This is a genomic window from Winogradskyella sp. ECml5-4 (genome assembly GCF_036903175.1).
Lineage (GTDB): Bacteria > Bacteroidota > Bacteroidia > Flavobacteriales > Flavobacteriaceae > Winogradskyella > Winogradskyella damuponensis.
The window spans coordinates 47,530-61,232 of the sequence record NZ_JAYJLF010000019.1; the positions used below are offsets into that span (position 1 = coordinate 47,530).

The 13,703-nt window shown below is 32.1% G+C and carries 11 protein-coding genes; 4 read left to right on the plus strand and 7 right to left on the minus strand.

The genetic code is table 11. The annotated features are described in order from the left end of the window. Positions 1-279 precede the first annotated feature (279 nt). Positions 280-945, plus strand: a complete 666-nt coding sequence (locus VDP25_RS16105; RefSeq protein WP_334471489.1) for an ABC transporter ATP-binding protein — start codon at positions 280-282, stop codon at positions 943-945. 17 nt (positions 946-962) lie between these two features. On the opposite strand, the gene VDP25_RS16110 is transcribed toward VDP25_RS16105, so the two are convergent. From VDP25_RS16110 to VDP25_RS16130, 5 genes are all read right to left on the minus strand, one after another. Continuing rightward, positions 963-1,967, minus strand: coding sequence for a DUF3078 domain-containing protein (locus VDP25_RS16110; RefSeq protein WP_334471491.1), 1,005 nt, complete (start codon positions 1,965-1,967; stop codon positions 963-965). A 13-nt stretch (positions 1,968-1,980) separates the two neighbouring features. Further along, entirely contained in the window at positions 1,981-3,159 is a 1,179-nt protein-coding gene (locus VDP25_RS16115; protein ID WP_334471493.1) for an AIR synthase related protein, read from the minus strand. A gap of 46 nt (positions 3,160-3,205) precedes the next feature. After that, on the minus strand, positions 3,206-3,880 hold the full coding sequence (locus tag VDP25_RS16120; protein ID WP_334471495.1) for a Curli production assembly/transport component CsgG: 675 nt from the start codon (positions 3,878-3,880) through the stop codon (positions 3,206-3,208). Positions 3,881-4,055: 175 nt separating this feature from the next. Continuing rightward, positions 4,056-4,193 carry a hypothetical protein gene (locus VDP25_RS16125; RefSeq protein WP_334471497.1) on the minus strand — a complete coding sequence of 46 codons (138 nt, stop codon included), beginning with the start codon at positions 4,191-4,193 and terminating at the stop codon, positions 4,056-4,058. 225 nt (positions 4,194-4,418) lie between these two features. Next, positions 4,419-6,605, minus strand: a complete 2,187-nt coding sequence (locus VDP25_RS16130; protein WP_334471499.1) for a glutamine synthetase III family protein — start codon at positions 6,603-6,605, stop codon at positions 4,419-4,421. Between the two features lie 178 nt (positions 6,606-6,783). Between VDP25_RS16130 and VDP25_RS16135 the strand changes: the two genes are divergently transcribed. Continuing rightward, the gene (locus VDP25_RS16135; RefSeq protein WP_334471501.1) at positions 6,784-7,809 is read left to right on the plus strand and encodes a glutamine synthetase beta-grasp domain-containing protein; all 1,026 of its coding nucleotides are present in this window, start codon (positions 6,784-6,786) and stop codon (positions 7,807-7,809) included. A gap of 58 nt (positions 7,810-7,867) precedes the next feature. Here VDP25_RS16135 and VDP25_RS16140 read toward each other — a convergent pair whose 3' ends face one another. Continuing rightward, on the minus strand, positions 7,868-8,818 hold the full coding sequence (locus VDP25_RS16140; RefSeq protein ID WP_334471503.1) for a calcium/sodium antiporter: 951 nt from the start codon (positions 8,816-8,818) through the stop codon (positions 7,868-7,870). A 165-nt stretch (positions 8,819-8,983) separates the two neighbouring features. On the opposite strand from VDP25_RS16140, the gene VDP25_RS16145 reads away from it, so the two are divergent. Both VDP25_RS16145 and VDP25_RS16150 read left to right on the plus strand, forming a co-directional pair. Continuing rightward, entirely contained in the window at positions 8,984-9,343 is a 360-nt protein-coding gene (locus VDP25_RS16145) for a BlaI/MecI/CopY family transcriptional regulator (RefSeq protein WP_334471505.1), read from the plus strand. A 1-nt stretch (position 9,344) separates the two neighbouring features. Next, positions 9,345-11,600, plus strand: a complete 2,256-nt coding sequence (locus VDP25_RS16150; protein ID WP_334471507.1) for a M56 family metallopeptidase — start codon at positions 9,345-9,347, stop codon at positions 11,598-11,600. 76 nt (positions 11,601-11,676) lie between these two features. Here VDP25_RS16150 and VDP25_RS16155 read toward each other — a convergent pair whose 3' ends face one another. Further along, positions 11,677-13,638, minus strand: coding sequence for an endonuclease (locus VDP25_RS16155; protein WP_334471509.1), 1,962 nt, complete (start codon positions 13,636-13,638; stop codon positions 11,677-11,679). Between the last annotated feature and the right edge of the window lie 65 nt (positions 13,639-13,703).

Sequence of the window (13,703 nt, forward strand, 5' to 3'; positions counted from 1 at the left end):
CTATACTTGCATTTTACAGACCGTTTGTGGTTTGGTCTTTTATTGCGAATGCTATTATCGGATTTTTCAATCCTATTATAGCACCAGCCTTAGTAACCAAATTATTTCTTACGATTTTTGCATGGTATTATGTGAGTGAAACCAATAATAAGCGAAAATTAACCTTTTATAAAAATTTAGGTATTTCTACTTTAAAGCTTTTTTCCGTTATATTTATTCTAGACTGCATTTTAACCATTATCTTTCTTACAATATTTAAGGAATTCACTTGATAACAAAATGATATTTGAATTAGACAATGTAGAACTTTACTTTAAAAACAAACGCATTTTAAATGGTATTTACTTAAAAGCTGAAACAGGAAAAGTAACAGCTATTTTAGGTAGAAATGGCTGTGGTAAAAGTTGTTTGCTCAATATTGCTTTTGGGAATTTGAAACCGAAATACAAATTGGTAAGACTAGACAACAAACCGCTTTTAAAGCCTTTATTTTCTACAAAAATTGCCAAATATTTACCACAATATAATTTTATTCCTAGCGAAATGAAGCTTTCATTTGTTTTTAAACTATACGCTATAGACTGGACTATTTTTATTGAAAATTTTGAAGCATTCGCCATCTATAAAAACTCAAAATTTAAAGCTCTATCTGGTGGTGAAAGGCGAATTATTGAAACTTATATTATTTTGAAAGCAAAAAGTAAGATTGTATTTTTAGATGAACCTTTTTCGCATTTGTCTCCATTACATATTGAAACCGTAAAACAACTTATTGAAGAAGAAAAAAAAGAGAAAGCTATTATCATTTCAGATCACATGTATCAACATATCATTACATCTTCTGATATTATATACTTACTAAAAAACGGTACTACAAAGAAAATTGAAAAACTTACAGAGCTTGAAGATTATAAATACTTAAGTGAAGGTAGCCTTAGAAGCTAAACATGTAATACACTCATCTAAGACGAGCCATTTGATTTTATAATATTATCTAAATCTACAACCACACCAACACCTAAAATTTGTTTCCACTGTAACTTTGGACCTTCAATTACAATTTCTTCGTTGGTCATTTCATTGGTTTCAACTTCAACTTTTATATCATCATCGTATCTGATATGCGACCCTAAAGTCGCTTTAACATACCTATTGACTTTCATGTCTAGGTTAAGTTCCCATTCAACATCTATATTTCCAAAACTATTTATATAATCTGTATATAAACGCAATAGACTGGTTATTTTAATATTCTCAAAGACCTCTTCTTCGTACTGGTTGGTCAACAAAATACCCAATTCTTGTCTAACTCTTTTTCCATCTCTAAGGATATTACCATCTAAATCATAAATTGCAGGATCTACACCAAAAGACCCTTTGTCTGCCAAATCTTTATCTAAAACAAATGTGGTTTTTAAGGTAAAAGGCGAAGCATAAAAAGACAAACGTTCTATATGTCTACCATATTCCATTCCCAATCCAAAAAACATATAACCAGGTGCTAAAAATCTTGATATAGGCTCATCTCTATTAGGATAATTATATCCATTAGCTAACTGCGTGTTAAAACTAAACTTTGCCGAATAAAACCAATTACTTTTAGGATCTAATTCTAGGCCTGCATTAGAAATTACCTCAAAAACATCTTCGGTTTTTCTAATGTCTTCAGCTTCTTGCTTGTTTAAACCATAACGCACGTTAAGATTAGAGTTCCAAAACCATTTTTCTTGTTTGTATTTTGCTATTGCTTTTCCTGTTACGATTCCAGAAATAGAGTTTGTTCCTCCCGAATTCCAATTTGTAAACGAAACTTGATTAAGTGTTAAACCTACCTCTTTTTTTGTTCTCCACCCCAACTCTATAGGTTGGTCCTTTTTCTTCTGAAAATACAAAGAATCAGGCTGCGCAAATAGCATGCTAGAACACAACACAAAAATGCTAAAAAGAAACCACGAATAGTTTTTCATGCTTAAAATAAAATTAATATGTAAATGTTCCGTATGTGCTTTTTATAGTCAGTGCCTTTTGATCTGAAGCTTCTACTCTACCTATTATTTTGGCTTCTACATTAAAAGATTTAGAAATCTCAATAATAGTCTTAGCTACTTCTGGTTTTACATACAATTCCATACGATGTCCACAATTAAATACTTGATACATTTCTTTCCAATCTGTTTTAGATTGTTCTTGAATGAGTTTAAATAACGGAGGAACATCAAACATATTATCTTTAATGATATGAAGATTATCTATAAAGTGAAGTATCTTAGTTTGCGCACCACCACTACAATGCACCATCCCATGAATATCATCGCTTGTGTAAGTATTTAAAATTGCTTTTATAATTGGAGCATACGTTCGTGTTGGCGATAGCACCAACTTACCTGCATCTATTGGAGAATTTTCAACAGGATCTGTAAGTTTCGTTTGCCCAGAATATACTAATTCTTCTGGCACTGAAGCATCGTAGCTTTCCGGATACTTTTCGGCTAAATATTTAGAAAACACATCATGTCTTGCCGATGTTAAGCCATTACTTCCCATGCCGCCATTATATTCGGTTTCATAAGTTGCTTGCCCAAAAGATTCTAAACCAACAATAACGTCACCATCAGTAATATTTGCATTATCAATAACATCGCTTCGTTTAATACGAGCCGTTACTGTAGAATCTACAATTATAGTTCTTACTAAATCCCCAACATCTGCAGTTTCACCTCCTGTAGAATGAATAGTAACTCCAAAGGACTTTAAATCTTCTATTAATTCTTCTGTGCCATTAATAATTGCAGATATAACTTCGCCAGGAATTAAGTTCTTATTTCTTCCTATAGTCGAAGACAACATAATATTGTCTGTTGCACCAACACAAAGTAAGTCATCAATATTCATTATTAACGCATCTTGTGCAATGCCTTTCCAAACTGAAATATCTCCGGTTTCTTTCCAGTACATGTAAGCTAAAGACGATTTAGTACCTGCACCATCTGCATGCATAACAAGGCAGTAATCCGCATCATTAGTTAAATAATCTGGAACTATTTTACAGAATGCTTTAGGGAACAAACCTTTATCAATATTCTTTATCGCATTATGAACATCTTCTTTAGATGCTGAAACACCTCTTTGCGCATATCTTTTACTCACCGAATTACTCATAAAACTATTGTATTTAACATTGGTGTTGCAAAAGTAAGAATTGCGTTTAATTATATGGAATGATTAGATTGGAATTAATTACTGTTTTCATTTTTCTGCGTAATGCTTCTTTTTTCTTTTGGCCTCCAAAGTAGATATTAAGGCCTAAACCCATCCTAAAGAGTAAATCATCTGTTTCTCCTTCTATAAATCCGTCGAGTTCATCGGTAAGCATATAATTATACTCTCCAAAGAGTTTTATACCTATACCTTCTCTAAAAATAAACTCAAACCCTAATCCGCCTTGAGCTTTTGTAGCTGTTAGTTTAAAATCATTAGATGCATTATAACCACTTCCGGCATATAAATAAGGCGAAAATTTTGTGTATGGACTGAATAGAAATTCTAAATTTAAATCAAAAGACATAAAACCTTCGTTATAAATATCTTTTATAACAACGTTATATTTATTGTACGTAAAATTAATATTTAGATGACTTGTAATATGATGTTTATAGCCAATTCTAAAATACACATCAAACTCAGATTCTGGATAATCTCCATCTATTATTGCTGAACCAGCTGCTAGATCAACAGCATTGGAACCTCTATAATCAAAAAAAGCATACCTACGATTAATAGATTTCTCACTACGTTCGTCGGTTTCTTGAGAAAATGAAAAATTAAAACTAACAATAGTCATTGCTATGCTTAATACAATAGCATTGATTTTAGGAATCATATACCTCTAATTAGAAGATAAGTCTATTTTCAGTGTAGATTTTTAAGGAGGTGTGCAATATAAAAAAATATTAATGATTTCATCGAAATCAAAAAAAATATAGGAATAAAAAAAAAGGATAAAATCAAATTATTGATTTTATCCTTTTATCTTAATAACTGTGAATACTTAATTTTTAAGATTCAGCTTGTAGTGTAGATTGTATGTTTACAACATCTTCATTAGTCACTTCATTTAAATCATCAGAATTATCTTGTGAAAGAATTAAAGTTGCTCCAACAAGGATAGCTACACTAAGTAGTAACTTTTTCATTTTTACAAATATTGATTAATAGCCCTACAAAAATACAACATAACCGCATTATGGAAATAGCTATTTTGTTTTTTTTAATGCAAAACCACTACCTTTTCGACAACTAGTTTGAAGTCATCGACAAACGACACAAAACAGATTTTGTTCATATCATTTTATACGTAGAACTACGTATATATTAAGCGTAATTTCACATTAACACCAACTTAAATACCTGTAACGTTACTATTTAGTAAACAAAAGTTCTCTGTATTTTGTTAATGGCCACAATTCATCATCTATCATTATTTCTAACTTATCACAATGGTATCTTATCTCTTCAAATAAAGGTTTTACTTTATTACAATACCCATCTGCCTTCTTTTCTATATTAGCTTGTTTATTGTAAACTTTTCGTTCCTCTGTCATTTTAGTTACTAATGAATTAATAGCTTCTATATGCTGTGATATTTCTTCTATTAATGCCATCTGTTCTTTAGCAAAATCTTTAAAACGATCGCCATAAATAGCTTTTAATCCTGTAACATTTTCTATTAAAATATTTTGATATCTAACCGCTGTTGGTACCACATGATTTCTAGCAATATCTCCAACAACTCTACTTTCTATTTGGATATGAAGAATGTAATCTTCCATTTCAATTTCGTAACGCGCTTCGCATTCTACTTTATTCATCACTCCTAAATCATTAAAAAGCTTTAAGGTTGTTTTATCCATTTTTACCTTCAAGGCTTCAGGAGTTGTTTTATTATTGCTTAAGCCACGTTTTTTAGCTTCCTTTTCCCATGCTTCACTATAACCATTACCTTCAAAAAGAATTGCTTTTGACGTTTTTATATATTCTCTCAATACATTGAAAATGGCATCATCCTTTTTCATGTTTTTCTTATCAATCAATTCATCAACTTCAATTTTAAAGTCCATTAATTGTTTAGCAACAATAGTATTTAAAATCGTCATTGGGTTAGCACAGTTAGCCGTAGAACCAACAGCTCTAAATTCAAATTTATTACCTGTAAAAGCAAAAGAAGAGGTTCTATTTCTATCCGTATTATCTAATATTACTTCTGGTATTTTACCAACAACATTAAGTTTTAAGTCGGTTTTCTCCTTTGGTGATAATTTACCTTTAGTAACTGTTTCTAGCTCTTTTAAAACTTTAGTGAGTTGTTCCCCTATAAATACTGAAATTATTGCAGGAGGCGCTTCATTTGCACCCAATCGATGATCGTTACTTGCAGATGCAATGGCAGCCCTTAATAATTCTTCGTGTGTTTGAACCGCTTTTATAGTATTAATAAAAAAGGTTAAAAACTGAAGATTACTCATTGGTGTTTTTCCTGGCGACAACAAATTGACTCCTGTATTTGTACTTAAGCTCCAATTATTATGTTTTCCCGAACCGTTAACACCCGCAAAAGGCTTTTCATGCATTAATACTGTAAAGTTATGACGCTTAGCTATTTTCTGCATAATATCCATAAGCAAAGTATTATGATCTACAGCTAAATTTGCCTCTTCATATATAGGAGCTAATTCAAATTGATTTGGCGCGACTTCATTATGTCTCGTTTTTGCAGGAATACCAAGTAACATACAATGATGTTCTAGATCTCTCATATAAGCTAATGCTCTCGCAGGTATGGTTCCAAAATAATGATCATCTAACTGCTGTCCTTTTGCTGGGTGATGACCAAAAACGGTTCTCCCTGTAAGCAAAATATCGGGTCTTGAAGCTGCTAAAGTACTATCAATTAAAAAATACTCTTGCTCCCAACCTAATGACGCAGATACCTTTTTTACGTTTTTATCAAAATATTTACAAACGGCAACTGCAGCAGTATCAACTGCTTGCAAAGCTCTTAAAAGTGGAGTTTTATAATCTAGTGCCTCACCTGTGTACGATACAAAAACGGTAGGAATACACAAGGTATCATCATATATAAAAGCAGGAGATGTTGGATCCCAAGCAGTATAACCTCGCGCTTCAAATGTATTTCTTATCCCTCCGTTAGGAAAACTAGAAGCATCAGGCTCTTGCTGCACTAGCTGATCACCTCCAAATTTCTCAATTGCAAGCCCATTTCCTATGGTTTCAAAAAAAGCATCGTGTTTTTCTGCCGTAGCTCCTGTTAATGGCTGAAACCAATGCGTATAATGAGTTGCTCCTTTTGAAATAGCCCATTCTTTCATACCTGTAGAAATATGATCTGCTACTAGACGATCTATTTTTGTACCTTTTTCTATAGCCTCTAACACGCTATTTAATGCTGTCTTAGTTAAATATTGTCGCATTGCTGCTTCATTAAATACATTAGACCCAAAAATCTCTGAGCGTCGTTTGTCTATTTTAATCTTTAATGGTTTTCTGTTTATAGATGCTTTTACAGCATGAAATCTTAGTGTTGACATATTAATAAAATTTTAAGGCAAAAATACGAAATATTTAAAATATGCACATATACCCACTTAAAAATAGGGTTGTTGACAATAATTAGAAACATTTTATCTAAAATACCCTATTTTTTTTGACCTAATAAAAAAAAAAGCAATATTTGTATCCTATTTAGATATAAACAAACAATTTATTATGGCAAAAATTAAATTAGAATACATTTGGTTAGATGGCTACTTCCCTACTCAAAACATGAGAAGTAAAACCAAGGTAGAAGAGCACGAAAACTTTAAGGGCACAATTGAAGAGTTAAGTATGTGGTCTTTTGACGGGTCATCAACTAGACAAGCTGAAGGTGGAGCTTCTGACTGTTTATTAAAACCTGTAGCAATTTACCCAGATCCTGATAGAATTAATGGATACTTGGTAATGACAGAAGTTTTAAACGCAGATGGCACACCTCACGTTTCTAATGGTAGAGCAACTATTGATGATGATGACAATGATTTCTGGTTTGGTTTTGAGCAAGAATATTTCATTATGGATTCAAAAACACAATTACCTTTAGGATTCCCTATTGGTGGTTATCCTGCTCCACAAGGTATGTACTACTGCTCTGTTGGTGGAAAAAACACACATGGTAGAGCTTTAGTTGAAGAGCATGCTGATTTATGTATTGATGCTGGTTTAAATTTTGAAGGTATCAACCAAGAAGTTGCTTCTGGTCAGTGGGAATTCCAATTATTTGCTAAAGGTGCCAAAAAAGCAGGTGATGAAATATGGATTGCAAGATATTTATTAGACCGTTTAACGGAAAAGTATGGCTACTATATTGAATACCACCCAAAACCTTTAGGTAAAGATATGGACTGGAATGGTTCTGGTATGCATGCCAACTTCTCTAACGAAGTATTGAGAACATGTGGATCTGAAGAAACTTACGGAAAAATCTGTGAAGCTTTCCGTCCTGTTGTAAAAGAACATATTGAAGTTTATGGTGAATTTAACGACCAACGTTTAACTGGCTTACACGAAACAGCATCTATTAATGATTTTTCTTGGGGAATTTCAGATAGAGGAGCGTCTATTCGTATTCCTATTATTACTGTAGAAAAAGGCTGGAAAGGCTGGTTAGAAGACAGAAGACCGGCTTCTAATGGTGACCCATACAAAATTGCTGGTAGAATTATTAAGACCGTAAAAAGTGCTGATATTTCTTAATTAGTAATGTTATAAATAAAAAAAGCCTGTATTATCTACAGGCTTTTTTTTGTGCTTATTATTTTAAAGCCACATATATAAAAACTAAATAAGCTCCAAACAATAACATCCCTTTTAACCTTCCTATCTCAAAACGTTTTGGAATTATAATCAATGGAATTAAAATGGCCGCAAAACCAATCATCCACCAGATATTAGTTGATAATATTTCTGGAGTTGCCGGATTTACAGCAATTGGTTTAATAACTGCAGTTAAACCCAAAACAGATGCAATATTAAAAATATTAGAACCAATAAGGTTTCCTAACGATAATGCTTTCTCTTTTTTTAATGCCGCAATAACAGAAGCAGCAAGTTCCGGGACACTTGTACCAATAGCTATTACAGTTACAGAAATAGCATAATCACTAATTCCTATAGTCGTAGCCAATTGCTTAGCCCCTTCAACTAACCAATCTGATCCAAAATATAATCCCGCAGCACCAATTAGCAACCACATTACAATTTTAAAGTTTGAAACTACTGCGAGCGCATCATCGACTTCCTCCATGTTTGCTTTAGTCGATTTTCGAGAGCTTTTAATTAAAACAATTAAAAACACAATTAAAGCTATAAATAAAATTGCTCCTTCTATAGCTGTAAGGATATTATCATTCCACAAAAAATAATATAACACAAAGGAAGATAGCATCATCATTGGCCAGTTTAATTTATAGAAATCTTTATCAACTGCCAAAGGAGAAATTATTGCTGTAATACCTAGAACTAACCCAATATTTGCAATGTTAGAACCAATCACATTTCCCAATGCAATGTCAGATACTCCATCTAAAGCAGCCTGTAAACTCACCAACAATTCTGGTGCAGAAGTCGCAAAAGACACAACCGTCATACCTATCACTAGCTTAGACAACTTAAGCTTAAAAGACAAACCAACAGCAGCTCTTACCAAAAAGTCCCCACCAACAACCAACAACGCTAAACCCGCTATTACTAGAAATACACTCATCCCTTATATCTATTATTTATTGACTTAATTTATTAAAAACGCAAAGATAACACTTCATTGTACAGAAACTAAAACTATTTTTTTCGTTAAATAACTACAATTTTAGTTATGTAACTAAAAAAATAGTTATATTTGAATTCAACTAGAAAAATGCACCATACTCCTATGCAAAAACTAACAAATAAAGAAGAAGAGATTATGCACATTTTATGGAAGCTAAACAAAGCTTTTGTCAAAGATGTACTAGCAGAAATAAAAGTAGATAAACCTCATTACAATACACTCTCTACAATTATTAGAAATCTAGAAGAGAAAGGATATGTAAGCTATAATGCCTATGGAAAAACACACCAATACTACCCAATTATATCTAAAGAAGATTACAAAACCAAGTTTATGAATACCGCTATTGAAAACTACTTCAATAGTTCGTATAAAAACGTTGTATCCTTTTTTGCTAAAGAAGAAAAAATTAGTGTTGATGAGCTTAAGGAAATAATTGAGCTAATAGAAAACAAGAAATAATATGGAATATCTTTTAAAAGCCTCCATGGTAATTGCTCTATTTTATTTATGTTTTTTTAGTCTACTAAAGAAAGAAACGTTTTTTCAACACAACAGAGGGTTTTTGTTAATAGGTTTAATAATCGCTTTAGTATTTCCCTTAATAGTAATTCCTGTTTATATCCCCATAACACCCTCAACAATAAGCGAAACTCTATTTGTTCAACCGACAGTTTCAAATTATAACACCTTAAAACCCGCAAACATTTTGGATTGGACAGCTCTTATTCCTATGATATATAGCGTAGGGTTAATGGTCTTTTTAATTCAATTTATATTTCAATTTGGATCATTAGCGCTATTGCTATTTAAAAACCCAAAAACTACAGATAACATTTACACCTATGTTATTGTAGAAAACAAATTATCACCTTTTTCATTTTTCAAATGGATAGTCTACAACCCTAACTCCTATAAATCAGAAGAACTCGATCTCATTCTTACACATGAAAAAGTACATGTTAACCAATGGCACTCCATAGATATTTTATTTACTCAATTAACATGCATTGTATTTTGGTTTAACCCATTGGTATGGTTATACAAAAAAGAAGTAAGACAAAACTTGGAATATATCGCCGATGCTCAAACACAATCAAAATCTAACACAAAAAAAGAATACCAGCACTTATTATTAAAAACAAGTATCGCTAATCACGATATTTTACTAACAAATAATTTTTACAATTCATCAATCAAAAAACGAATTCTTATGTTAAACAAATCACGATCAAACAAAAAAAATCAATTGAAGTACCTTTTAATTCTTCCTCTTTTAGCTGGTTTACTAATGAGTATGAATACGGAAACTGTTTATATTGAAACACAAAACAACAGCATTAAAAACACTAGCACTACTGATTTTATTGACACCAACACCGCTACTAAAAATTCCTTCACAACTGAAAGCATCAAGGTTAAGTTCACGAAAAAGATGACCGACAATCGCTTAAGTGAAATAAAAACATGGTTAAAATCTAAAAATATCACCATGATTATAAAACATATAAAGCGAAACAGTAACAACGAAATTTCGAATCTAAATATTGATTTTATTACAGAAAGCGGCACCACAAATTACCATGTTAAAGACAAAAATGGCATCTCTCCTTTTGAATTTAAAATGGATGATGACGGTAGTTTTGGAGTTGAAGTCGGCCAACCAAATGAGCAAAAGAAAACAACCTTTATAATCGAAGAATTACGTGATAGCTTAGATGTTATAGTTGAAGACTCAACCTATATTGTCACTCAAATACCAAAACACGAAACATATATTAGAAAATTAAATACTAGTGCAGTTTCAGATACTATTTATTTCTCAATGGATTCTTTAGAGATTAAGAATCAAATCAACACAAAACCTGATTTTTATTATGAAGATGGCTCTAAACCCAAAATTATAAGTCAAGAAGTCATCATTCATAACCCAACCAATAAGGCAATTTATAACTCACGTTATGATTCGCAGAATCCAAAACCATTAATAATTGTTAATGGTAAATCTTCTACACCAGAATATTTAAAAACTATCGATGCTAATGCTATTGAAAGCATGACTGTTTTAAAAGGAGAAGACGCACTAGATGCTTATGGTAAAAAAGGAAAGTATGGTGTTATTACTCTAACAACAAAACCTCATCAAACATACAACAACACTGAAATCCAATTTTTAAATGAAAACAACTTTTTATACATTCTAGATGGTAAAGAAATATCTAAATCAGATTTATTAAAAGTATACTCTAAAGAAACGGTTTCAAGTTTAACAGTTTTAAAAGGAAAAGAGGCAAAAGAAAAATATGGTAAAAAAGGTGCCAATGGAGTTGTAGAAGTGATTTCTAAAAACAGCAACAAATTTACTCAGAGTAAAACCATTAAAAAAGATAACCCATGGAAAGTCGTTGGCAAACCAAAAATAAATAGCTTGACTTATATTGACGATGAAGATGCTTCAAAAAATGGATCCATTGCTTATATTTCAAAATCTACACCAGATCAAATTTTAGATTCTCACGTAAATGAACTTAAAAGAATTGGAATCACGGTTAAGTATTCCAAATTAAAACGAAACAAAGAAGGTGAAATTACAAGTATAAAAATTAGCCTCGAAGATAAAAACGGATATAAAAGTAGTGCGACCTGGAAAACAACTGATGGTATTCCGAATATAGAATTTGGAAAATCAGAAGGTTCATTAATAGCGAGAACTCGATAGAAAAGCCATAAACATGAAAAAAGCCAAACTATTTAAATACAGTTTGGCTTTTTTTTTATTGAAGTAATATTATACGTTAATCAACAATAATTTTCTTGATTACAGAACGATTTTCACTTGTAAACTTCAATAGATACATGCCAGACGTAACATCTAAATCTATATAATCTGCAACAAATTGCGATTGCTTTAGACGTTTTCCGTCTACAGAATAGACTTCAACTTCTGCATTAACAGTTAACCCAGAAATATAAACACGCCCTGTTGTAGGATTTGGAAACACACGAACATTAAGTTCTGTATCATCATTTACACTTAAAGGTTGGCTCCAATTTTCGCCAATCATATTTCCCCAAATATATTCTACCATATCTGGCTGATCTATAAAAGGGTTCCTATTTTTCTGCCAATTGTAAACCACATTGTTTCTATTCATTTCAAAATCATCAGGCGGATCATTTCTATGCCAATCTAACAAGGTTGCCAAATCTCCAAATTCACCAACATTACCATCAGGAAAACCATTTACTATTTCTAAACCATTGTAACGAACAGCCATATAAAATACGCTTCTTGCCACATCACCTTTAAATTTCCCTAAGGTACCAACTGGTCCATTATATTCACCATAAAACTGATTATTTCTACTACTATTCTCTGGTCCATCAGCAGCTCGTAAAGCGTGTGCATCAGAGTTTCCATGACGTAAAGAATCGGCTTTAGTTGTCCAATAGATATCAATACCATCTGCAATTTCATCCTCTTCTATACTATCAAATCCACCTCGAGATCTAGGAAATGTATGCTCTCTATTCCATTTACCTGTACTCAAAGAACTTGTTTGGTAATCTAATTTTGATCTTCCTTCTTCCAAATACACCAACCAAACCTGATTGCTGTTTTCTGGATTTTGATCTGCTTCTTTTAAAATATCAATAACATCTGTATACGTCTGTGCTCTAACTGTACTTGGATCTGCAATTATATCCTGCATTGCCTGTCTTAACGCAACATCTGCCAACCCGTCTAAGCTATCATAATAGCCATCTGGCTGTGTACTTTGTACCATACCATAAGTAGGCTCCAATGGTGTTCCCCATGCTGCAACGGTATAGTCATTATCTACTACCCTAACCTCAACAGCTCCGTTAGATGCCACTATAGGCTCTACTAAATCTAAAAATCTAATTTTTAAAACCTCATCACCTTCATCATCAGTATCATCAACTAATGTAATAGTTGTGCTTGTTGTATTTTCACCAGATAAAATAGTAAGATCCGTGTTTCCGGTATAATCTGATGTATTAAATCCATCATTATCTAAACTAATAGTAAAATTAAGATCTGAAGTCACATTGGTTTCAGCAGTAAATGTTATATCAAAAGTAGCACCTTCATCATATTGCGTTTCTGCAATTGAAATTTCAATAGGGTTGATAGAAATACCTGAACCATCATTTTCTCTTCGAGGGGTTGGAGGCTCTGCAGAAAAGGTTACACTGCCCATACCATCTACAAAACGCTGAATTGATTTAGGATTTGCATTAGTTCCATTATCATTATGCTGTATAGTTTGCCCTAACTTGGTTAATAAACCTGTTGCATCTGAATCATTAGTACCATAAACCATTGCATCAATTAAATTGGTTTGAGACGCCACTGTTTCCTCTGGAAAATCATTTATCGAAGCTTGATAAATACCCACTGCATCTGGCCCATTTTGTATTACATTTTCTGCCATTAACGACTGCGGAAAAGGAGAAACATTTGTACTACCAACAACTAATAAACCATTAATATCTGTTGTTAGACCATTTAAATCATATACAAAATAACTAGCATCGCCACCACTACTAGAGCCATTAAAAAACACCAATATATAACCATCTGTTGAAAAATTGGGTGTTGCCGATTTTAATTCAATAAACTCATGAGTATCTATACTAGGAGTATCCGCATCTAACTCATTAATAACCAAAATTTGAGACCAACTAAATCCCGAAATCAATAGTAATACTATAAAAGTAATTTTTTTCATCGCTTTATTTTTCACAAAGATAGTTTATTATTAAATCTAAATGTTAAATGCCTATTAATTACAAA